The sequence below is a fragment of the Streptomyces sp. NPDC007945 genome, from assembly GCF_042958885.1.
Lineage (GTDB): Bacteria > Actinomycetota > Actinomycetes > Streptomycetales > Streptomycetaceae > Streptomyces.
The window spans coordinates 362,163-384,374 of sequence record NZ_JBIBJV010000004.1 but is presented as its reverse complement, the minus strand read 5'-3'; the positions used below and the strand labels follow the sequence as shown (position 1 = coordinate 384,374).

The following is a 22,212-nucleotide window of genomic DNA, read 5'->3' as shown; positions in this document are numbered from 1 at the left end:
GAATCGTCCATTGCCGTGACGCGCACGGGGGATGCGAAGCGACTACTCTCCGCTGTCGCCGGGCTTCACCAGCCGGGTGAGCTCCGCGCGCGAGGTGACGTCCAGCTTGGTGAAGGCCCGGCGCAGGTGCGAACCCACCGTGTGCGGCGAGAGGGAGAGCCGTGCGGCCACCTGCCGGTTGGTCAACCCCTCGGCCACGAGCCGTACCACCCGTGTCTCCGCGGCCGTCAGCTCGGGCCATTCACCGACCGGTCCGGCCGGCGAGGGCCGCTTGCGGACACCGCCGGCCCGCAGACGTCGGCGCACCCGGGCGGCGTCCCGTTCGGCGCCCGCCCCGGTGTAGAGCGCGAGGGCCTTCTCGAAGTACGGCACCGCTTCGGGCGTGCGGGTGGCCGCCAGCTTGCGTCCGGCGTCCTCCAGCGCCGAGGCCCGGGCCAGCACCCGGGGGCAGTCTTCGTACAGTCGGACGGCGCGCACGAGAGGGGCGAGGTCGTTGTCGAGGAGCCCCCGGGCGTGCGCGGCGGTGGCGGCGAGGAACGGCAGACCGGGATTGAGCACGGCTCGCTTCTCGGCCATGGCGACCGCCTGAACGGCCCGTTCGTGCCTGCCCGCGCGCAGCGCCATGCGGACGAGCACCGGGGCGTCGGCCGGATCGATCAGGCCGGCGTAGGCGGGCCGGTCCGCGGCGGGTGACGTCATCACCGCGTCGAGTTCGGCCATGGCGCGATCGGGCCGGCCTTCGTGGTCGGCCACCAGAGCCAGCATCCAGGTGCCGAAGTGCCGGACGACGAGGGCGTCGTCGTCTCGCATGCGCCTCGCCTCCGCCGCGTACGCCTCCGCGGTCCGCCGGTCGCCGGTGTGGAGGGCGACGCGCAGCATCACGTACCGGAGCGTGACGTCGGCGAGGTTGCCCGGGCCGGGTTCCTCGGCCGCCGGGGAAGCGGCTTCCGCGTCGGCTTGGGCGTCCGTCAGCCGTCCGGTTTCGAGGAGGATGCGGGTGCGGGTCATGAGCCACATGCGGGTGGCGGCCGTCCGGCCCTGCTGCCCGGTGGTCCGGATGCCCTCCTCGGCGACGGCGAGGGCCTCCGCGGTGCGTCCGGTGGTGTTCGACAGGAGGGCGTGCCACAGGGCCTCCGGCACCCACTGCGAGGTGCTGACGCCCAGGGCGTCGGCCAGCGCGGCGGCCCGCTCGGCCTGCCGGAACGCCTCGGCGAGGTCCATGCGGTGGAAGGCCAGGGCCGAGCGGACCGTCGTCAGGGTGGCCTCGGCGGTGCGGTCCCCCGCTGCTTCCGCCGTCTCCCACGCCTGCGCGGCGACCTGCTCGGCCACCGCGTGTTCGCCCGACATGGACAGGCCGACGGCGAGCATGGCGAGCAGTCGCCCCCTCGCGGTCGAGGAGATCCCGGGCAGTGCCGCCCCGGCGCGGGACTGCCTGACCGCCTCGGAGAAGTCGGACTGTACGAAAAGGCGTGCCAGGGCCAGGCGTATGAACGCCTCGTCCTCGGGTCCGAGACCGCCGGCCGCCAGGGCGGTCGCTCCCAGCTCACGTGCCTGGGCGGCCCGGCCCGTCTGCCAGAGCAGCGGAATCGTCTCGGCCACCACCCGCGGCCGCTCCGGAGCGTCCGCCGCGATGAGCTCCAGGGCCCTGAGGCTGCGTTCGGCGGCGGCGACGGGGGCGGTTCCGGCGAGTTCCGCCGCTTCGGTTCGCAGCCGGTCGACCTCCGCCGCTGCTCCAGGGGTCGCGCTCCCGGCCTCCGTCACGTCGGCCGGCGGCGAGCCCGGCGGCAGCCCGACGGCACGTCGGCGCAGGGCCTGCCGCAGGGGCAGCGGGAGGCCGGCTTCCACCGCCTCGCGGACGAGGTCGTGGCGGAAGGCGAGGAGATCGCCGCTCTCTGCGAGCAGGTCGGCGTCGAGGGATTCCCGTACGGCCGTGATGAGCGCCGCCGAGGGCCTGCCGAGCAGTTCGGCGAGCAGCGCGACGGTGACCGTGCCGCCCACGGCGGCCGCCGTCTGCACCAGCTCCCGCGCGTCGTCGGACAGCTGGTCGAGGCGGCGTGCGACGGAGGGGAGCTGCCGCGGGGCGGGGGGGCCGGCCGGCAGCCGGGCCCAGCCGTTCTCGATCGTCACCACCTCCTCGCGCAGCGAACCGAGCAGCTCGACGAGCAGTCGGGGCACGCCCTCGGCGCGGCGGGCGAGGCGGAGGACGTCCGGGTCGGGGCGGGCGCCGAGGACGTCTCCGGTGATCCGGGCGATCGCGCGGTCGTCCAGCGCTTCGAGGACCAGCTCGCGTGCCCCCGCCTGACGGATCCTGTCCAGTGTGGTGCGCACCCCGGACGGCACGCTGCCGGCGCGCACGGCGACCAGCCACATGATCGGGTGCGACGAGAGTCCCGCCGCGAGGGTGTGGAAGGTGAGGAGGGTCAGGTCGTCGCACCACTGGAGGTCGTCGAGGACGACGAGCAGGGGTCCGTTCCGGGCCGCTTCCCGGAGGCGGTCCCCCAGTTCCTGGAGCAGCCAGAACCGCTGGCCGGGTGTGGCGGCGAGGTCCCGGAGCCGTGGGGCGCCCGGCAGCGGTTCCTCGCCGGAGAGTACGCCTTCGAGGAGCGGGCCGAGCGGTACGAACTGCTGGTCGGGGTCCGCCGCTCCCTCGAACACCCGCACCCCGCGCCGCCTCGCGGACGCCGCGGCTTCGGCGAGGATCCTGGATCTGCCGATGCCTGCGGGGCCCTCGACGCGGACGATCCCGCCCTGGCCCGGGCCGAGCGCGTCGAGCCGTTCGCCGATGAACGCCATCGCGGCGTCCCTGCCCCGGAGGGGTGTCCGTACGCCGCGGGGCCTCTCGGGCGCGGTCCTTGTCGTCACTGGGTTCACGCTCATACGGCGGATCAGTATGAACCATGTGCGACACCCCGGCGACGCCCCGCCCGATGGCGCGCCTCAGTCGAAGCGCAGGTCGGCGAGTCGTCGTTCGAGGACGGTGACGTCGTCCTCGGGCTCTTCCCCGACCGGGCGGGCCGCCATGAGGGCGTCGGGGTCGATCACGTCGAAGAAGGACTTGAAGAGTCCGCTGTAGGAGGCGCGAACACGGGCGTCACGACGATCAGGCCGTCGGCGCCCGTGACCGCGCCGATCGCGGTGCTCGGCCGCGGCGTCACGCCGGTGGTTCAGCGGTGGGGGTCACTTCGCCAGGAAGGCGAGGAGCGCGGCGTTGACCTCCTCCGCGTGGGTCCACAGCAGACCGTGCGGGGCGCCCTCGATCTCGAGGTAGTCGGCCGACGGCAGCGCCTTGTGGAAGGGGCGCGCGGTGTTCTCGGCGGGCAGGATGCGGTCGGCGGCGCCGTGCAGGATCAGGGCGGGCACGTCGACGGACGGGATGTCGGCGCGGAAGTCGGTGTACCAGGTCGACGGGGCCGCTGAGGCGGCGAAGGAGCCGCCGCCGGCCGCGGTGTTCCAGCTGTTGCGGACCGCTTCCTCGCTGATCCGGGTGCCCAGGTTCTCGTCGAGGTTGTAGAAGTCGTTGAAGAAGGCGGTGTAGTAGGCGTAGCGGTCGGCCTTGACAGCGGCGACGACTCCGTCGAAGAACTCCTTGGGGGCCGCGCCGTCCGGGTTGTCGTCGGTCTTGAGCAGGCAGGGCTCCAGCGAGGCCAGGAAGGCGACCTTGGCGACGCGGGCGGAGCCGTACGTTGACACGTAACGGGCGACCTCGCCGGTGCCCATGGAGAAGCCGACGAGGACGGCGTCGTTCAGGTCGAGGGTCTCCATCACGGTGTTCAGGTCTGCCGCGAAGGTGTCGTAGTCGTAGCCGGTGGTCGGCTGCGAGGAGCGCCCGAACCCGCGACGGTCGTACGTGATCACACGGTGCCCGGCGTCGAGCAGCGCGGCGGTCTGCCGCTCCCAGGAGTGGCCGTCGAGCGGGAATCCGTGGATGAGGACGACCGGCTGCCCGGCGCCCTGGTCCTCGAAGTACAGCTCGACGGGGTTGGTGTTCTCCTGGCCCACGGTGATGTACGGCATGGGGATGCTTCCTCGATTCGGGGTGGCTGGTCCGCGCGTCGAAGCGGCGCGGTGTGCCCGTCACGCTAGGACCGGCCCCGTGCCTCCCGTTGCCGTACGGCGCACCACACCTTGCACGGGGGCGCAGAACTCGTGCTCAGTCGTCGTCGGCCGTTCCCCGGTCGTCCTCCGCGAGGACGATCCTGGCCAGGTGGACCCGGGAACGCACCGCGAGCTTGCGGAAGATCGAGGCCAGATGGGTGTTGACGGTGTGCGGCGAGACGACGAGGGCTTCCGCGGCCGAGCGGTTGGTGTGACCCGCGGCGATGAGCCGGGCGACTTTCCGTTCCGAGGCCGTCAGCGCGTCCCAGCCCTGGTCGGTGCGCGCCCTGGGACGTCCGGTGCGCCGGCCGGGGCGGCGTGCGGTCCGTTCCGGTTCGGCCCGGACCCGGTCCGCCTCGGCGTCGGCCCCCGCCCGGGCGTACATGTCGTGCGCTCTGCTCAGGGCGGGTGTCGCGGCGGCATCGCCCGAGGCCAGAAGCGCCCGCCCGAGGTCGGCGGACGCGGCTGCCAGGGGCAGTGGCCGGGGTCCGTGCAGGAGCATGGCCACCGCCCGCTCCAGGAGGTCGCGGTCGGCGTTCACCAGGGCGGACGCGTGCGTGGCCGTCCCCTGGGCGGTCGGCACGGTGGGGTTGCGGGCGGCGTGTGCGGCGGCCTGTGCCGCGAGGTCCTCGGCGAGCTTCCGATCCCCGCCGCGCAGGGCGATCCGCACGGCCTGGACGACATGGGGGCGCAGGAGGCGCCACCGGAGGAAGGGGTGGTCCCGTTGCACCGACCGGACGAGTTCGGCCGCTGCCGCGTGGTCGCCTCCCTCGTCGGCGACGACGGCCTCGAAGTACCGGTGCGTGGCGTGGTTGCCCGTGTTCGGCCGGTCGGCCACGGCCGCCCGCACGACGTCCAGGTGTTCCCGCGCGGCCTCGCGGTCGCCGCGCAGCATGGCGAGGAGGCCGCGGTTGACGCGGATGTTGACCAGGTTGCCGGGCACGTGGAGGTCCGCTTCGAGACGTTCGGCGGTGACGAAGTCGGCGTCCGCGTCGTCGAGCCGCCCGAGCCCCATGTTCAGGGTTCCCTGGGTCCAGTGGAGCATGGCGGGGCGCAGGGGGAGGTCGCCCGCCGTCCGGAGCAGTCGCCGTGCGGCGTCGAAGTCGTCCATGTGGATCAGGGCGATGGCCTCCTCGGGCAGGAAGGCCGAGTCGAACACGCTGAGCGCGGTGTGGTGTTCGACGGCCGCGGCGCAGTCGCCCGCGTTGAGGGCGATCTCGCCGAGGCCCCAGAGTGCCAGGACGCGAGCCTCGCGGTCGCCTGCTCGCTCGGCCTCGGCGAGTGCCCGTTCGCCGGTCTCCCGAGCGGCCGCGAGGTCGCTGCCGCGGGACCGGGCCAGAGCCTGCCGGGCGGTCAACCGGGCACGGACCGCCGGGTCGGTGACGGCTGCCAGTGCCGTCGTCGTGCGGCGGGTCAGCTCGTGGACATCGTCGAGGTGCCAGAGCGTATCGCCGAGTACCGACTGCAGACGGGCGAAGACGTCCAGGGGCGGCTGCCGGGCGATCAGCGCGTCGCCTATGTCCCGTGCCCGGGTGTACCGGCCCGCGCGGGTCAGCGCGACGATGGCGCGCTCCCCCACGTCGTACGCCTCGGGCGCACGGGCCGGTACGAGTTCCAGGGCCCGTACGGCCAGGTCGGCGGCGAGGTCGGGCATCACGGCGATCACATCTTCGGCGGCCGTGCCGAGGAGTCCGATCGCCTCCATGTCGCCGGGTTCGGCGCTCTTCAGCAGGTGCGGGACGGCGTCGCCGGAGCTCCGGCCCGTGGCGACGAGCCGGCTCGCGGCCTCCCGGTGCAGGGCCCTGCGTACGGAGGGGGCGAGGTCGGCGTACACCGCTTGGCGGAGCAGGTCGTGGCGGAACTGGAGGCGTTCGCCGTCGTCGTGGAGGAGGGCGGCCGCGATCGCCTCGTCCACTTCGGCGCTGAGTCCCGAAGCGGGCCGGCCGCACAGGGCCGCGGCGTCGGTGAGCGAGAAGGCACGGCCGAGGACCGAGCCGATCCGCAGGAAGTGCAGGGTGTCCGGCCGGAGGTCGGCCAGGCGGCCGCGTACGCCGAGGACGAGCCGCTCGGGCGGCTCCGGCCCGTCCGCGCCCGTCGCCGCGAGTCCCGAGAGCATCTCGGCCGCGAGGAAGGGGTTGCCGCCCGCCCCGTCGAGGAGCTCCCTGACCCGCGTCGGCACCTCCCCGCCGATGACGTCCCGTGCCAGCTCGGCCAGGGCCGTCTCGGACAGCGGCCGCAGGGTGAGCGTCGTCGTCAGCGGCCCCTGGCCGTACAGCTCCGGGTCCTCCCTGCTGGTGAGCAGCCAGAGCACCGGGGAGCTGAGGAGCCGTGCCGGCAGGACGCTCAGGGCGAAGCGGCTCAGCGGGTCGGCCCATTGGACGTCGTCGACCGCGATGAGTACGGGTCTGCCCGCGGAGCGTTCCTCGATCAGCTGGGCGAGCCGTTCGACGAGCCAGATGCGCTGGTCGTGGTGGCCGGCGAGGTCCTCCAGGTCCGTGCCGGAGAGCAGCGGCGGGTCACCGTGCAGGAGCCCCGATGCCAGGGAGGCGAGTGGCGCCAGTTCGTGCAGTTCCTCGGCGCGTCCTTGGCTGACGAGGAACCCTTGGGCGCGTGCGAGCGGGACGGTCTCCCGCAGCAGCGCGGTCTTGCCGATCCCGGGCTCGCCGAGGAGCAGCGCGACCGCTCCTCCCTCACCGTCCCGCACCGCTCCGACCAGGGCGCGCAGCTGCTCCAGCTCGGCTTCGCGGCCCCGCAGCCCGGGCCGGCTCAGGCCTGTCGCCGTGCCCTGCCCGTCGGGCCCTTGGGGGCTCGTCCCGCTCATCCCTTGACCGATCCGGCGAGCAGGCCCTCCGCGAAGCGCCGCCGGAGGGAGAAGAAGACGAGCAGCGGGACGAGCGCGACCACGAAGGCTCCGGCGGTGAGCCGCTGCCAGTCGTTGCCGTAGGTTCCGGCCAGGCTCGCCAGCCGGACCGTCATCGGCGCGGTCTCGGCCGTTCCGCCCGACAGGGTCAGTGCCACGAGAAGGTCGTTCCACACCCAGACGAACTGGATGACGGCGAAGCCGACCAGGGCCGGGCGGGCCAGCGGCAGCACGATCCGGAGCAGCAGCGTCCCGTGCGACGCGCCGTCGACGCGGGCGGCCTCGATCAGTTCCCGGGGCAGAGCGGCCAGGAAGTTGTGCAGGAGGAACACCGCGAAGGGCAGCGCGAAGGCCGTATGGGCGAACCACACCTGGCCGAACCGCGCGGGACCGGTGAGGTGCCACGAGGGCAGGAACAGCCAGCCCTGGGAGAAGAGCTTCAGGAGCGGGACGAGCGCCATCTGGAGCGGCACGACCTGGAGCGCGAAGATGCCGACGACGAGCGCGTCGCGCCCCTTGAAGTCGATCCAGGCCAGGGCGTACGCCGCGAAGAAGGCCAGGACGAGCGGGAACAACACCGAGGGAACGGTGATGACGACGGAGTTCACGAAGTGCTCCGCAAGCCGCCCCGACCCGTTCCCGCCGCCGGACAGCACCTCGCCGTAGTTGTCGAGCGTGAGGTGCGGCGTACCGAAGACGGTCCACCAGCCCGTCCTCTTGATCTCCTCCTCGGGACGGAAGGAGGAGATCAGAAGACCGAGGGTCGGTGTCGCCCAGAGGACCGCGATCACCACGGCGATCGACGTGACGGCACGGGAGGCCAGCCGCTCCCGGACGCCGTTCACCCCCTCCTCCGCTGGGCCCGGACCTGGTGGGCGACGAAGGGAGTGACGAGGAGGAAGAGGAGCACGGCGAGCGCCGCGCCGCGGCCCGTCTCGCCGTAGCGGAAGGCCTGGTCGTACATCTCGTGGGCGATGACGCCCGTGTCGAGCTGTCCGCCGGTCATGGTCTTGACGATGTCGAAGGCCTTGAAGGTGCCGATCGCCTGGGCGAGGAGCACGACCAGGAGCGTGGGCCTGATCGAGGGCATGGTGATCCGCCGGAACGTCTGCCCGGGGGACGCGCCGTCGAGCCGGGCGGCCTCGGTCAGCTCCGCGGGTACGGCTCGGATCGCGCCGGTCAGCAGGACGGCTGCGAAGCCGGCCTGTGTCCACACCATCGCCACGATGAGGAACAGGACGTTCCAGGGAGAGTCCACGAGCCACTGTCTCGGTTCGCCGCCGAACGCGACGACGAGCCGGTTCAGCAGTCCGACCTGCCCGGCTTCCGCGGGACGGTAGGCGTAGACGAACTTCCAGACGACGCCCGCGCCGACGAAGGAGATCGCCATCGGCATCAGGATCAGCGACAGTGCGAGCGTTCGGATCCGCGACCGTGCGACGGCCGCCGCGTAGAGCAGGCCGACCGCGGTGGATGTCAGCGGCACCAGGACCACCCACGCCAATGTGTTGCGCAGCGCCAGCAGCGCTCGGCGGTCGGTGAGCGTCCACAGATAGTTGTCGAGGCCGACCCACGCGTCTCCCCGGCCGTCGGCGAACGACAGCGCCAGAGTGCGCAGGCCGGGCAGGAGAAGACCGATCGTGAGCAGCACCACCGCGGGGGTCAGCAGGATCAGGGCCGCGGCCCTCCTCCGTACCGGCCCCCGGTGCAGTGCGAGGAGGACCAGGGAGACGACGGCCGCGAAGGCCGCGACGCCCTGGAACAGGTACAGCAGCTTCGGCTGCTGGGCGACGGCGTCGAACGACATCACTTTTTCGGCCAGGACCGTTCGATGGAGTCGGCGACCTGCCGGGTGTCGGCGCCGCCGATCCAGTCGACGGCTCCCTTCCAGAACGTTCCGGCGCCGACCGAGGCGGGCATCAGGTCCGAACCGTCGAACCTGAACCGGGTCCTCGGGTCCTGGAGCAGCTGGATCGCGAGCCTGTCGACCGGGGTCGCGGCGTTCGCCGGATCCAGTCTCCTGTGCGCCGAGACGAACGGGCCCTTCTTCATCCGCGCGTTCGCGAAGTCCGCGGTGGCCAGATATTCCTGGAACGCTCGCACTTCGGGGCGGTCGGCGAACGCCGCGGTGAACACCCCGCCGCCCAGTACGGGCCGGGCGGCGGGGTCGGCCCCCGGCAGGAGGAAGGCGTAGACGTCCGCGTCCGGTCCGATCTCGGTCCCCTGCGGCCACATGTCGGCGTAGAACGAGGCTTGGCGGTGCATCGCGCAGTCGCCGGAGAGAACCGGTGTGCCGGCCTCCTGGAAGGAGATCGACGCCATCGAACGGGCGGGACCGAAACCGCCGTTGGCGTACCGGTCGTTCTTGAGCACGGAGCCCACGGTGTCCATGGCCCTGATCACGCGCGGGTCGTTGAACGGGATCGTGTGGGCGACCCACCGATCGTAGACGTCCGTGCCCTGCTGGCGCAGCAGGACGTCCTCGATCCAGTCCGTGACGGGCCAGCCGGTCGCCTCGGCGGACTCGATGCCCGCACACCAGGGTGTGACTCCCGACGCCGCGATCTCCTCGGTGACGGCCATCAGCTCGGACCACGTGCGGGGAACGCTCAGTCCGTTGTCACGGAAGAACGTCGGGGAGTACCAGACGAAGGACTTCACGTTGGCGACCAGCGGGGTGCCGTAGAGGGTGCCGTCCACGGTCGCGTAGCTGTTCCAGTCCGCCGACCAGCCCTCCTTCGCCAGGCTCACGACCCCGGGACCCGCGGGCTTCAGCTTCCCCGCCCGCGCGAAGCGTTCCAGGAGCCCGGGCTGAGGGAAGAACGCCACATCGGGGGCGCTCCCGCCGTCGACGCGGATCTGGATCTGGGCCTCGAACTCCCCGTCGCCCTCGTACTGGACGTCGATTCCGGTGCAATCGGCGAAGTCCGCCCACGTCTCCTCGAACAGGTCGGCCTCCCGGTCCCGGTTCTCCGCGTACACGGTGACCTCGGTGCCGGGGTGTTGGCCGTACCGGGCGTACGGTGCGCAGTCCGCGGTGGTGTGCGACCGCGGACCGCCGTCCCGCGGGGTGCCGCAGGCCGTGGTGGTGACGGCGAGGGTGATGACGGCGAGCGCGAGCCTCGCGCCGTACCTCATGGGTGTGCTTCCTCCGATCGTCCGCCGCGTGTTCTCGGCGGGCGTGTCGGAAAGCTACCTCGTTCGAACGACAGAGACCAATCGTTCGATGTTCAAGCGTCGGGTCAATGCGCGGACGCGGGGAGACGGCGAGCACCGCGGCGAGGCCCGGGGCGACGTCCGCCGCGAAAAGGGCGGGGAACCGGTCGACGGCCACCGAGACGTAGGTGCCGGTGGTTCACAGGCCGAAGCGGCCGCGGCGCGCCTCGGGCACGAGGCCGGCGTAGTCGGGGTGCTTGCCGATCCAGCCGCGGATGAAGGGGCAGTACGGCAGAACGTGCAGGCCGCGGTCCCGGGCGTCGTCCAGGGCGCCGCGGGCGAGCAGCCCGCCCAGGCCCCGGCCGCCGAAACGGGGATCGATCTCGGTGTGGAGGAAGGCTATCTCGCCCTCCGAGAGGTGGTACTCGGCGAAGCCGGCGGTGTCGGTGCCGTTGTCGTCGTCAGTGGCGACGATCTCGTACCGGGACTTCTCGGGTCGGTCGACGATCTGGGGGTCCATGGGTGCTCCTGTCCAATGGGGGTGCGACGGGGTCGGTGGCTGCGGTCAGAGGGTGCGGCGCACGCCCGCCTGGCGTTCCAGGTTGCGGAGCTGGACGGCGAGGTCGCCCTCCACGGCGAGGTGGGCGGGGCCGCTGCGGCCGATGGGCAGGACCTGCTCGCCGCGCATGTCCTCGAGCATCAGCGCGAACGCCGTGTACATCGCGACGAGCGCCACCACGAGGCCGAGCGCCCCGGACGTGCGCGTCAGCCATTCGGCCCCGGTGACGCCCGCGAGGCCCGTGGCCGCCCACCGGGGTAGGGAGACCGCGAGTACGAGCCACAGCGCCCGCTTGGGCCCGGTCACGGCGGTCATCAGCGCGCCGAAGCAGAGGAGTGCCAGGTTGAGGACGCCGAGGACCTTCGGGCCGTCGGCCGCGCCGCTGAGCATGATGAGCGAGTACGGCAGCCAGCTTCCCGCGAACACCGCCATCAGGGTGGCCGCGATCACGTCACGGGCGCCAAAAGCAAGGAAGCTCACCAGGAGTTGGAGAACGAAGGCGGGCAGCACCGTGAAGGCGACGGCGGCGCGGGCCTCCTCACCGAGGATCCCGAGCTGAAGGCAGCCCGTCATCACGGACGCGAGGGCGATCGTGAAGAAGCCGAGCGGCATGGGAGAGGCGATGGGGCGCAGGGTGATCCGGGTCATCGACCGGAGGTCCGGCTCGAAACGGCGTCCCTGAGGGGCGGCCGGGTCCTGTTCGCCGCCGTCGGCGGCCGAGGGGGCGGCAGTCATGAGGTGTCTCTCTTTCAGTGGTCGAAGCAGGGGTCGACGAAGGACGGCGTCGTCTCGCGGACGGAGCCGCGCGCGACGCGCCACCGGCGGTGCTGCTCGGACTCGGCGACGGCCTCGGCCACCAGCAAGGCCTGGTGGGCACCCCCCTGGCCCGACTGGTAGCCCCCGAAGTGGGCCACGGGGCTCCATTCGGGCCGCACCGGCGGGACGGCCTCGTCGAGTCCCTCGTACTCCGCGCTTGCCCAGACGATCCGGCCGCCGACGACCGTGAGGACGGACTCGATGTCGGGGATGACGTGCTCGGGCACGGTGAGGAAGTCGTCGGACAGGATCGCGAGGTCGCCGTAGGACCCCTCTCGCAGGGTTCCCTTGACGTCCTCCTCGCCGGTGAGCCGCGCTCCGCCCCGGGTGTAGAGGCCGAGGGCGGTCTCCCGGTCGACCAGGTTCGCGGCCGGGTACAGCGCGGTGCCGCCGACGGTGCGCCCGGTCACCAGCCAGTGCAGCGCGACCCACGGGTTGTACGAGGAGACGCGGGTGGCGTCGGTTCCGGCCGCGACGGTCAGGCCCCGGTCGAGCATGGCCCGGACCGGCGGGGTGCGGGCGGCGGCCTCGGCACCGTAGCGGTCGAGGAAGGCGGCCCCCTGGAAGGACATCCGGTTCTGGACCGAGACGGCTCCGCCGAGGGTGGCGATCCGGTCGAGGCTGCCGTCGGAGACGGTCTCGGCGTGGTCGAAGAGCCAGCGGTTGCCGTCGGGGAAGAGTCCCTCCGCGGCGAGCTTCTCGAAGACGGCCAGGTCGCGGCGGATCGTCTCGTCGTAGGTCGCGTGGAGCCGGAAGCCCCAGCCGTTCTGGAGCAGCAGCCTTACGGCCTGCTCGAATTCGGTCTCGTACCCCGCGGCGAGCTCGGGCCGCGGCTCGGAGAAGTTCTCGAAGTCGGCGGCGGCCCAGGTCAGGTTCTCGCCCGCGCCGTTGAGCCGGAGCCACTCGTCCCCGTCCCCGGGCCTGACCATCTCGGTCCAGCGCTTCAGGTCGGCGAGCTCCTGCCCGGCCGTCTGCGGGAAGAGGTGGTAGGCGATCCGCAGGGACAGTTCCCCCGAACGGGCGAGGTCGACGACCGTGGCGTAGTTGTCGGGGAAGTTCTGGAACCCGCCGGCGGCGTCGACGGCGGACGTCAGGCCGAAGCGGTTCAGCTCACGCAGGAAGTGGCGCGTCGACGTCCGCCTGTCTGCCTCGTCGAGAGCCGGTGCCTTGGCCAGGGTCGAGTACAGGATCAGCGCGCTCGGCGCCGCGAGGAGGACGCCGTTGGGTTCGCCGTCCCGGCCCCGGACGATCTGCCCGCCGCGGGGATCGGGGGTGTCGCGGGTGAATCCGGCGGCCTTCACCGCGGCCCGGTTCATCAGGGCCGACTGGTAGAGGTGCAGGACGAAGACCGGAGTGTCGGGGGCTGCGGCGTTCAGCTCGGCGACGGTCGGCATCCTGCGCTCGGCGAACTGCTCCGCGGTCCAGCCGCCCACGACCCGGATCCACTGTCCCTTCGGCGTGCGGCCGGCCTGCTCGCGCAGCATCGCCAGGGCCTGGCGGAGGCTTCGCACGCCGTCCCAGCGCAGCTCCAGGACGTAGTTCAGTCCGCCCCGGATGACGTGCAGGTGCGAGTCGTTCAGGCCGGGGATCACCCGGCGGCCGAGAGCGTCGACGACCTTGGTGTCCGGCCCGACGAGGTGGGCGAGGTCCTGGTCGTCGCCGAGGGCGGCGACCCGGCCGTCGCGGAGGGCGACGGCGCTGGTCTCGGGGTGGTCGGGGTCACCCGTGAACACCTTGGCGTTGCGGACGAGGAGATCGGCGTGTGCGGACTCCCGCACGGGGGCGGGCACGAGGCCCGCCACTGGCATGCCGGTCGACGGGCCGGTCATGCGAGGGCCTTGCGGAGGATGTCGGTGGCGAGGCCGATGGCGAGGTCCGCGGCCCAGGTGTCCCGCAGCGCGTTGAGCATCACGAAGTCGTGGATGGCGCCCTGGACGCGCAGAGCGGTGACGGGGACGCCGGCGGCACGGAGCCTGGCCGCGTACGCTTCGCCTTCGTCGCGCAGGACGTCCGCCTCGGCCGTGATGACCAGGGCGGGCGGCAGGCCGCTGAGCTGCGCGGCGGAGGCGCGCAGCGGGGAGGCGGTGATCTGCGCGCGCTCGGCCTCGTCGGTCGTGTACTGGTCCCAGAACCACTTCATGGCGTCGCGGCGCAGGAAGTACCCCTCGCCGAACCGGTGGTACGAGTCGGTGTCGAAGCTCGCGTCGGTGACCGGGTAGAAGAGGACCTGCTGGACGAGCCTCACGTCGCCGCGCTGCTTGGCCATGAGGGTGAGGGCGGCGCTCATGTTGCCGCCGACGGAGTCGCCCGCGACGGCGATACGGGTGCCGTCGAGGTCCTTGTGGTGGCCCTCGCGGGCGACCCACTGCGCGACGCTGTAGTTCTGCTCGATGGCGACGGGATAGCGCGCCTCGGGCGAGAGGTCGTACTCGGGGAACACCACGGCCGCCCCCGTGCCGACGGCGAGTTCGCGGACGAGCCGGTCGTGGGTGTGGGCGTTGCCGAACACCCATCCGGCGCCGTGGATGTAGAGGACGACGGGAAGCGCGCCGGTGACGCCGCGCGGACGGACGATCCGGGCGCGGACGTCGCCGGTCGGGCCGCCGTGGACGGTGACCCACTCCTCGTCGACCTCGGGCAGGTGCACCCCCTCGCCGCTCTGCACGTCGTCCACGGCCTTCCGGCCTTCGGCGACGGGGAGCTGGTAGAGGTAGGGCGGCTGGGCGGTGGCCTCGGCGAACGCCTGGGCGGCGGGTTCGAGGACCGGACGGTTGCTCATGAGGGGCTCTCCTTCGGAATGTGCGGGGTCGGGTGTGCTCGGTCGGGCGGGAGCGCGCGCCGAGCGGGCCCCACAGGCGGCGGCCGGGCCCAGGGGGGTACGGCGGTCGCGCGGGTGGGCTCACCGAGGGGGCGCCGGGCGAGCCCAGTGGTACGCGGGCGGGCCCAGCGGTGCGGGGTCGGGCCCGGCGGGTGTGGCGGTCGGGCGGGGTTCCGCCTCAGAGGCCGTACGCCTCCAGGAGCCGGAGCCAGACCTCGCTCACCGTCGGGAAGGCGGGCACGGCGTGCCACAGGTGTTCCAGGGGGACCTCGCCGACGACGGCCACGGTGGCCGTGTGGATGAGCTCGGTCGCCATCGGCCCGGTCAACGTGCAGCCGACGACGACCCGTCGGCGCTCGTCGACGACGAGCTTGGCGAGGCCGCGGTAGTCGTCCGCGTGGAGCGCGGCACCGGCGACGTCGTCGACGCGGTACTCCACCGTGCGCACCGTCAGGCCGGCTTCGCGTGCCGCGTGTTCCGTGAGGCCGACGCTCGCGACCTCGGGACGCGTGTAGACGGCCTGCGGGACGGCGAAGCGGTCGGCCTCCGCGCTCCACGGCTGCCGGCCGCCGGTGAGGGCCGGGCGGCCGGCGGCCCGCTCGGCGATCGCCGCCGCGCAGGCACGGGCCTGGTACTTGGCCATGTGGGTCAGCGGCGCACGGCGGTTCACGTCGCCGACGGCGTGGAGCCAGTCGCCCTCGACCGCGGTGACCCGACAGGTGTCGTCGACCTGGAGCCAGTCGCCGGCCGGCAGTCCCACGGAGTCGAGGCCGAGGTCCGAGGTCCGCGGGCGGCGCCCTACGGCGGCGAGGACCTCGTCGCAGACGAGGGCGGCGCCGTCGTCGGTGTGCACGGTCACCGCGCGGGTGTCGTCGTCGCGGGCGACCCGGACGGCCGTCACCCCGAAGCGGAGGGTGACGCCCAGGTCGTTCAGCCCCCGGGTGACTTCTTCGCCGGCACACGGCTCCCAGCCGGTCAGCAGGGCCCGATCGCGGACCAGCAGGGTGACGGAGGAACCGAGCGAGCGCCACGCGGTGGCCATCTCGCAGGCCACCACTCCCCCGCCGATGACGACGAGCCGCCCGGGCACCGCCTCTGCCGTGGTGGCCTGCCGGTTGGTCCACACGCCGATCCGGTCGAGCCCTTCGACCGGCGGAAGGGCGGGCTCCGTGCCGGTGCAGACCACGACCGCGCGCCGGGCCCGCAGGGTACGGACGGTGCCGTCGGCCCCCGTCACCTCCACCCGGCGCTCACCGACGAGCCGCCCGTGGCCCCGTACGAGGCTGATGCCCGCGCCGTCGAGCCAGTCGGCCTGGCCGGTGTCGTCGCCGCGTCCGGTGAAGCGGTCGCGGCGGGCCAGGACGTGCGCCGGGTCGAGGGCCGCCGTGACCGTCTGCCGGGCCCCGTCGACCGATCGGGCCTCCGCCCGGGCGGCGCCGGGGCGGAGCAGGGCCTTGCTCGGCACGCAGGCACGGTAGGAGCACTCGCCGCCGACGGCCTCCGCCTCGACGACGACGGCGGTCAGCCCGGACCGCACGAGTCGGTCGGCGACGACCTCGCCTGCCGGTCCGCCGCCGATCACGACGGCGTCGTAGGTGTCCATCAGCCGCGCACCAGTGGTGTGTCCACGAGGTGCTCGGCCAGGAACCACACCTGTGCCTCGCCGGTGCGGACGACCTCGGAGACGAGCAGGTCCGTGCTGCCCTCGTCGCCCTCCGCCGCGATCCGGGCGGCGGCGTCCCGGGCGTCGATCAGGATCCGCTCGTGCGCGTCGAGGAGTCGCGACAGCATGACGGGAACCGGCTCCACGCCGTCCGGCGGCCGGGGGATCCCCGTCAGCTCGGCGACGTGGCGCGGGTCGCCGACCGCGACGCCGCCGAGGCTCTGGACCCGCTCGGCCAGCGCGTCCACGATGGCCAGTTGGGCCTCCGCGTGCTTGTCCAGCATGAGGTGGAGGGAGTAGAAGGTCGCACCGCGCATGAGCCAGTGGTGCTTCTTGTACAGGGAGTAGAGGATCTGCGTGTCGGCGAGGACCCGGTTCAGCCGCTGGCACGCGTACATGCGGGTGTCGTGGCCGAGGCCGATCGGCAGCTGCTTGAGCGTGCCGAACGCCTGGGTCTCGGAGCCCTTCTGGTGCAGCAGCGGCTGACCGCCGCCGTGCGGGGTCGTGAGGGTGTCCATCGAGTGCTCCTGAGGGGAAGGGGTGGGAAGGGCCCGGCCGCCCGGTCGGGGGTCCAGGAGCGGCCGGACCCGGTCTGCGGGACGCGCGCTCAGCGCCCGGCGGTGGCCGGGGCGGCGGGCCGGTGCAGGACGAGCCGGGTGAGGAGTCCGCTGCCGAGCCCGACCGCGAGCGCGAGGGCGGCCCACCACAGCGGATACGGAGTGAGGCCGAGGGCCGCGTCGAGGGACCAGGCTCCGGGGCCGGTGGCGGCGAGGGCGGCGGCGGTGCCGACGAGGACGAGCGGGTACTCGTATCCGTCGTTCTGCACCCAGAGGCCGCGGCGCCATTTCACGGTGAGCGCGACCGTCATGACCCCGATGGTGCCGGTCGCGGCCAGCGGGGTCAGGAGGCCGGCGGCGAGCAGCACGCCCGAGCCGATCTGGCCGACGCCCGCCGCCAGGGCGGTGAGGACGCCACCCCGGAAGCCGTCGGCGCGGAACTCCTCCGTCCCGCCCTGGAGTCCCTTGCCGCCGAGGTGCGAACTGACCTTCTGCACCCCGTGCCCGGCAACGAGCAGTCCCACCAGCAGACGCAGTATCAGAATGCCGGTGTCCACGGAGGTCAGCCCGCCGCGTGCGCGCCGATGACGCTCTGCGCGTACACGACGCCCAGGCCGTACGCGCCCGCGTGGGCCTTGACGATCTCCATGACCGCGCCGTACGTCTCCTGGCGCGCCCAGTCGCGCTGCAGCTCCAGCAGCACCTGCACCCAGGTCACCGGGACGGCGCCGGCGGCGACCATCCGCTGCAGGGCGTGCTCGTGGGCGGCCGGGCTGACACCGCCGGAGGCGTCGGTGACGACGTACACCTCGTAGCCCTGCTCGAGCGCGGAGAGCGCGGGCAGCACCAGGCAGACCTCGGTCCACAGACCCGACAGAACGATCTTCTTGCGCCCGGTCGCCTTGACCGCCGCCACGAGCGCCTCGTCCTCCCAGGCGTTCATGGTCGTGCGGTCGACGATCTCGTTCTCGGGGAACACCTCGGCGAGCTGCGGAAGCAGAGGACCGGAGAAGGACTCGGCGGCGACCGTGGTCAGCACGGCCGGCACGTCGAACGCCTTCGCCGCCTTGGCGAGACCCACGGTGCTGTTGATGATCGCCGCACGGTCGCCGCTGCCGGTACCGAAGAACATCTGCGGCTGGTGGTCGACGAAGAGCATGACCGAGTTGTCAGGCGTCAGCAGGTCCTTGCTCGGGGCGGCCTGCACCTTGGCGATGTCGAACATGAGGGGTCCTTCCGGAGCTGTCGGTGACGTGCCCACCGCCTCCGCGGCTCGGCACCTCCTCAAGCTACGAATGACACGGCCGACCGAATTGACAGCTCGCGCTCAGAGGTTGGCACGACAGCGCACAACCAGGCCATCGGGCCCGACCCTCCGGGGCGGCCGTTCAGCGCGGGAGCACGCCGGACGCTCCTGGGGCCCGTGCCGTCCCCTCGGCCGCAGCCGTGAGTCGTCGAATCTCGGCCACTGTGCACCCGGGGCCGCGGTGAGCTCGGCCGTGGTCGAGGCCGTAAAGAAGGGCTGCCGCACGCGACATCAGGGGTCTTTACCGCGCCCAGTGGCCGTAAAGAATGCAACTTCTTACAGCTGCGGGAAGCGCGCATGACCTGCATGTTAATGATCAGACAGTGGGAGTGACTGAAAAGCTTTGCAAGATTTTGCGCAAGGGCCTCATCTGCCTCGAAGATTCGGGACATGACAAACCTCATGAAGCGCATAGCGCGCCCGGCCTCCCTCGCCGCCACGACCACGGCGGGACTTCTGATGGCCCTGGCCGCCGCTCCGTCCGCAGCCGCGGCCACCGGATCGCCGGCGCCGGCGTGCGTGGAGTACTTCCAGAGCTGGCGGTACACCGACGTCCACAACGGCTGCGGCGACACCGTCTCCGTCACGGTCGAGTACACGAACGGCCAGTGGGCCCCGTGCCGCGTGATCGGGCCGGGCCAGTGGGCGACCTTCGCCGGCTACGGGACGGACGGCAACTACGTCACGGGGGTGCGCACCTGCGACCCCCTCAGCGGCGCCTGAGACCTGACACCTCCGATGGACGGCGTGGTGCGGGGGTTGCCTCGTCACCTCCGCACCACGCCGTCGCCCCATGCGGTGGATCTTGCGCCTCCCGACGGCCGACCCGGTGACTCCGCCCACGACGGGCGCCTCGACGACATTTCCGCCCCGCGCCCGACAGCTTGGGGGCCATGGTCGAGTTCTCCGCCGGCAACACCGGCGACCCGGGCGACTACTGCATCGGCGAGAAGCTCAACATGCCCGGCGGCTACATGCGCCGGATGGACAACCCCGCCGCCGACGGCAGATCACTGTCCCGGTCGAATCCCTGTCCCAGTCGAACATCGCGGTGTCCTGCACCGGCACCCCGAAGCCTCACCTGCTGACTGAAGGTCACCACCCAGGAAGCGACGTGAAGTTCGTCGACCTCGGGGACGTCGTCGACGCCATCGACCGATCCGTGCAACGCCGCAGGCTCACGGTGGCGGCACCGTGAGCCTGCTCCGCGCGTGCCGGACCGGCGGCACGTGCGGGATCGTCGGCCGCTCCACGGCTGTTCAGCCGGTCGGAGCCTGCCAGGGCTGGAACCACGGGTCGGGCCACTGTTCGGCGGCGGCCAGCAGAGGGAACAGGGTGGCGCCGTCGATGGTCTCGCGGATGATGTCGGCGTGACCGCCGTGCCGTGCCGTCTCCTCGATGAGGTGCAGCAGCACCCAGCGAACGGACCAGTTCTCCACGTCGGCGGGGAACCACGGCAGTCCCCGTGGGACGGGTACGGCCCGGCCGAGATCGGCGATCTCGGCGATCACCGCGTCCGTCTCCCGGGCTGCGGCCTCGTACTGGTCCAGCACGTCGGCGAGTATCTCCTCGTCGGCGAGAACGAATTCGGCGGAGTCGCTCTCGTCCGCGGTCCGCCGTCGGCCGCGCTCCCGCTGGAGGACCAGGTCGGTCCAACCGGCCTCGCACCGTGCGGCGTGCTTGATGAGGCCGCCGATGCTCAGTTCGCTGGCGGTGGGCCTCATCCTCGCCTGTTCTTCCGTCAGTCCGTGGGCGGTGGCGCGCAGGGCCCGGCGCTGTTGGGCGAGGTAGGCGAGCAGGCCTTCGCGTTCGTCGGCGATGGGCGGTACGTGTGCGGGCATGGGGTAGACCCTCTCTCCCGGGTGAGAGCCGGTCAACCTTCTCGCGCAAAAACTTTCAGGTGATTGCGCAAAGCCGGCCCGGTGCGTCCCCCCGGCGCCGCGAGTGCCGCACGGCCGGGGCGGCGTCACGCTCTCGGCCACCGACGTCATGCCGCCGGCCCGTCCGGTGCGGCTCGGCGGAGCCGCAGGACCGAGAGTGGACGACAGGCGGGCAGACCCGATTTCCGTGGGCACCTCAGGGCGCGCCCCGACCTCGGCCCGCAGCGCCGCCTCACCCTCCGGGCTCCGCACGTCGGCGGCAAAGCCCCTGCTCCGGCGTCAGTCACGGAAATGGTCACGCCGGAGGTCTTGACCCGGTACGGCCGGCATCCTAACTTTCAGACGCTTGCTGAAAGTTACAGCAATGTTTTGCGCAACGTGGGAACCGTAACCTCCGCGACTCGTATCCCCGCCCCCACCCCTCCAGGAGCCGCCGCATGAGCTCGACAGCACCTGCGCCCAGACGAATCTCCGCCGCCCTGACGGGCGCCGGCCTGGTCCTGGGCCTGACCACTGCCCTGACCGCGTCCGCCCAGCCGGCGGTGGCCGCTCCGACCGCCAACGGCGACAAGAAGGTCACCGCCGTCCTGTTCGAGTGGAACTTCGACTCGATCGCCCGCGAGTGCACGCGCACCCTCGGCCCCAAGGGCTATGGATACGTTCAGGTCTCCCCGCCGCAGGAGCGCATCCAGGGCAGCACATGGTGGACCGCGTACCAGCCGGTCAGCTACAAGATCCAGGGACCGCTCGGCGACCGCACCGCCTTCAAGAACATGGTCGACACCTGCCACGGTGCCGGTGTGAAGGTCGTCGTCGACGCCGTGCTCAACCACATGACGTCCGGCTCGGGCACCGGCACCGCCGGCACGCGGTACGGCAAGTACGACTACCCCGGGACCTATACGGACGCCGACTTCAACACCTGCCGCCGTCCCATCGGCGGCAACTACACCGACCGCTACAACGTCCAGCACTGCGAACTCGGTGAGACCGGACAGCCCTCCCTCTCCGACCTCGACACCAGCAGCGACCACGTCCGCGGCAGGATCGCCGGATACCTCAACGACCTGCTGTCGCTCGGCGTGGACGGCTTCCGCATGGACGCCGTCAAGCACGTACCGGCCACCGACCTCGGTGCCATCCGCGGCAAGCTCACCGACCCGAGCGTGCACTGGATGCAGGAGGCCATCCACGGCGCGGGCGAAGCCGTCTCGCCCAGCGAGTACCTGACCACCGGCGACGTGCAGGAGTTCCGCTACACCACCGACCTCAAGCGGATACTGACCGGCGAGAAGCTGTCCCACCTGAAGAACTTCGGCGAGGCCTGGGGCTACATGGCCTCCGGCAAGAGCGGCACCATGGTCGCCAACCACGACACCGAGCGCAACGGTTCCAGCCTCAGCTACCGCGACGGCGCCGCCTACACGCTCGCCCACGTCTTCATGCTCGCCCACCCCTACGGCGCCCCGTCCGTCCACTCCGGGTACGAGTTCGGCAACCGCGACGCCGGAGCCCCCAACGGGGGCGACGTCAAGGCCTGTCACAGCGACGGCTGGAGCTGTCAGCACGCCTGGCGCCAGATCGCCAACATGGTGGCCTTCCGCAACGCCTCCGAGGGCACCGGCCTCACCGACTGGTGGGACAACGGCAACAACGCCATCGCCTTCGGCCGCGGCAGCAAGGCGTTCGTCGCCGTCAACCACGAGGCCGGGTCGCTCACCCGGACCTTCCAGACCTCCCTCCCCGCCGGAACCTACTGCGACGTCCAGCACGGCGACCCGACCACCGGCGGCGGCTGCACCGGCACCACGTACGCCGTCGGCGCGGACGGCCGGTTCACCGCCACCATCGGCGGCAACGACGCGGTGGCCCTCCACATCGGCGCGAAGCTCGGCGACAAGCCGGGCGACAACACCGCCACCGTGTACTACGGCACCGGCAAGAACTGGACCGCCCACCACCTCCACTACGCCCCCACCGGCGGCGCCTGGACCACGGCCCCCGGCGTCGCCATGGAGCCCGCCTGCCCCGGCTGGGTGAAGAAAACCGTCACGCTCACCTCCGCCACCGGCCTCAAGGCGGCCTTCAACAACGGCGCCGGCACCTGGGACAGCAACAACGGCGCCGACTACGCCCTTGGCACCGGCGACGTCACGGTCAAGGACGGCACCGTCGGCACGGGCAACCCCTGCGGCGCCCAGCAGAACGAGACCGGCGCGTCGTTCGCGGTCGACGCCACCACCGTGCCCGGCCAGAACATCTACGTCGTCGGCGGCCACACCGCCCTCGGCAACTGGGCGCCCGCCGCGGCCCTCAAACTGGACCCCGCGGCCTACCCGGTGTGGAAGCTCGACGTGAAGCTGCCCGCCGGCACGTCCTTCACGTACAAGTACATCCGCAAGGACGCCTCCGGCAACGTCACCTGGGAGAGCGGCGCCGACCGCACGGCCACCGTCCCCGCCGACGGCAGGATCACGCTGAACGACACCTGGCGCCACTGAC

At 72.3% G+C, this 22,212-nt stretch carries 18 protein-coding genes and 1 pseudogene; 3 read left to right on the top strand and 16 right to left on the bottom strand.

The features are described 5' to 3' along the window. Window positions 1–42: 42 nt before the first annotated feature. From ACFZCF_RS15870 to ACFZCF_RS15800, 15 genes and pseudogenes are all read right to left on the bottom strand, one after another. On the bottom strand, window positions 43–2,877 hold the full coding sequence (locus ACFZCF_RS15870) for an AAA family ATPase (protein ID WP_391286908.1): 2,835 nt from the start codon (window positions 2,875–2,877) through the stop codon (window positions 43–45). A gap of 126 nt (window positions 2,878–3,003) precedes the next feature. After that, window positions 3,004–3,134 (bottom strand): annotated as a pseudogene (locus ACFZCF_RS15865) (NAD(P)H-dependent oxidoreductase); the annotation flags it as partial. A 43-nt stretch (window positions 3,135–3,177) separates the two neighbouring features. Further along, complete coding sequence (locus ACFZCF_RS15860; protein WP_391286907.1) at window positions 3,178–4,014, bottom strand: alpha/beta fold hydrolase; 837 nt, start codon at window positions 4,012–4,014, stop codon at window positions 3,178–3,180. A 136-nt stretch (window positions 4,015–4,150) separates the two neighbouring features. Then, complete coding sequence (locus ACFZCF_RS15855) at window positions 4,151–6,916, bottom strand: AAA family ATPase (protein WP_391286906.1); 2,766 nt, start codon at window positions 6,914–6,916, stop codon at window positions 4,151–4,153. Further along, on the bottom strand, window positions 6,913–7,800 hold the full coding sequence (locus ACFZCF_RS15850; protein ID WP_391286905.1) for an ABC transporter permease subunit: 888 nt from the start codon (window positions 7,798–7,800) through the stop codon (window positions 6,913–6,915). Before ACFZCF_RS15850 ends, ACFZCF_RS15855 begins: the two co-directional genes overlap by 4 nt. Then, a complete protein-coding gene (locus ACFZCF_RS15845) occupies window positions 7,797–8,762 on the bottom strand; it encodes an ABC transporter permease subunit (RefSeq protein WP_391286904.1) in 966 nt (321 codons plus the stop codon). Before ACFZCF_RS15845 ends, ACFZCF_RS15850 begins: the two co-directional genes overlap by 4 nt. Further along, window positions 8,762–10,093, bottom strand: coding sequence for an ABC transporter substrate-binding protein (locus ACFZCF_RS15840; protein ID WP_388447549.1), 1,332 nt, complete (start codon window positions 10,091–10,093; stop codon window positions 8,762–8,764). Before ACFZCF_RS15840 ends, ACFZCF_RS15845 begins: the two co-directional genes overlap by 1 nt. A gap of 217 nt (window positions 10,094–10,310) precedes the next feature. Next, window positions 10,311–10,631 (bottom strand): GNAT family N-acetyltransferase, encoded by a 321-nt coding sequence (locus ACFZCF_RS15835; protein ID WP_388447551.1) that lies wholly within the window; start codon window positions 10,629–10,631, stop codon window positions 10,311–10,313. A 45-nt stretch (window positions 10,632–10,676) separates the two neighbouring features. Beyond that, window positions 10,677–11,405, bottom strand: a complete 729-nt coding sequence (locus ACFZCF_RS15830) for a GPR1/FUN34/YaaH family transporter (RefSeq protein ID WP_391286903.1) — start codon at window positions 11,403–11,405, stop codon at window positions 10,677–10,679. A 14-nt stretch (window positions 11,406–11,419) separates the two neighbouring features. Beyond that, entirely contained in the window at window positions 11,420–13,315 is a 1,896-nt protein-coding gene (locus tag ACFZCF_RS15825; protein WP_391286902.1) for an amidohydrolase family protein, read from the bottom strand. Further along, window positions 13,312–14,265 (bottom strand): alpha/beta hydrolase fold domain-containing protein, encoded by a 954-nt coding sequence (locus ACFZCF_RS15820; RefSeq protein ID WP_391286901.1) that lies wholly within the window; start codon window positions 14,263–14,265, stop codon window positions 13,312–13,314. The genes ACFZCF_RS15825 and ACFZCF_RS15820 overlap by 4 nt, the downstream gene beginning before the upstream one ends. A 217-nt stretch (window positions 14,266–14,482) precedes the next feature. Continuing rightward, window positions 14,483–15,907, bottom strand: a complete 1,425-nt coding sequence (locus ACFZCF_RS15815) for an FAD-dependent oxidoreductase (protein ID WP_391286900.1) — start codon at window positions 15,905–15,907, stop codon at window positions 14,483–14,485. Beyond that, window positions 15,907–16,485 carry a Dps family protein gene (locus tag ACFZCF_RS15810; protein ID WP_388447561.1) on the bottom strand — a complete coding sequence of 193 codons (579 nt, stop codon included), beginning with the start codon at window positions 16,483–16,485 and terminating at the stop codon, window positions 15,907–15,909. The genes ACFZCF_RS15815 and ACFZCF_RS15810 overlap by 1 nt, the downstream gene beginning before the upstream one ends. An 89-nt stretch (window positions 16,486–16,574) precedes the next feature. Further along, window positions 16,575–17,081 (bottom strand): DoxX family protein, encoded by a 507-nt coding sequence (locus ACFZCF_RS15805; protein WP_388447563.1) that lies wholly within the window; start codon window positions 17,079–17,081, stop codon window positions 16,575–16,577. A 5-nt stretch (window positions 17,082–17,086) separates the two neighbouring features. Then, window positions 17,087–17,749, bottom strand: coding sequence for an isochorismatase family protein (locus ACFZCF_RS15800; RefSeq protein WP_391286899.1), 663 nt, complete (start codon window positions 17,747–17,749; stop codon window positions 17,087–17,089). Window positions 17,750–18,220: 471 nt separating this feature from the next. On the opposite strand from ACFZCF_RS15800, the gene ACFZCF_RS15795 reads away from it, so the two are divergent. Beyond that, window positions 18,221–18,553: an alpha-amylase gene (locus tag ACFZCF_RS15795; protein WP_391286898.1), complete on the top strand. Its 333-nt coding sequence runs from the start codon at window positions 18,221–18,223 to the stop codon at window positions 18,551–18,553. 170 nt (window positions 18,554–18,723) lie between these two features. After that, window positions 18,724–18,918: a hypothetical protein gene (locus tag ACFZCF_RS15790; protein WP_391286897.1), complete on the top strand. Its 195-nt coding sequence runs from the start codon at window positions 18,724–18,726 to the stop codon at window positions 18,916–18,918. A 171-nt stretch (window positions 18,919–19,089) separates the two neighbouring features. Here ACFZCF_RS15790 and ACFZCF_RS15785 read toward each other — a convergent pair whose 3' ends face one another. Beyond that, window positions 19,090–19,671: a DUF664 domain-containing protein gene (locus tag ACFZCF_RS15785; RefSeq protein ID WP_391286896.1), complete on the bottom strand. Its 582-nt coding sequence runs from the start codon at window positions 19,669–19,671 to the stop codon at window positions 19,090–19,092. A 476-nt stretch (window positions 19,672–20,147) separates the two neighbouring features. Between ACFZCF_RS15785 and ACFZCF_RS15780 the strand changes: the two genes are divergently transcribed. Further along, on the top strand, window positions 20,148–22,211 hold the full coding sequence (locus ACFZCF_RS15780; protein WP_391286895.1) for a carbohydrate binding domain-containing protein: 2,064 nt from the start codon (window positions 20,148–20,150) through the stop codon (window positions 22,209–22,211). Window position 22,212 lies beyond the last annotated feature (1 nt).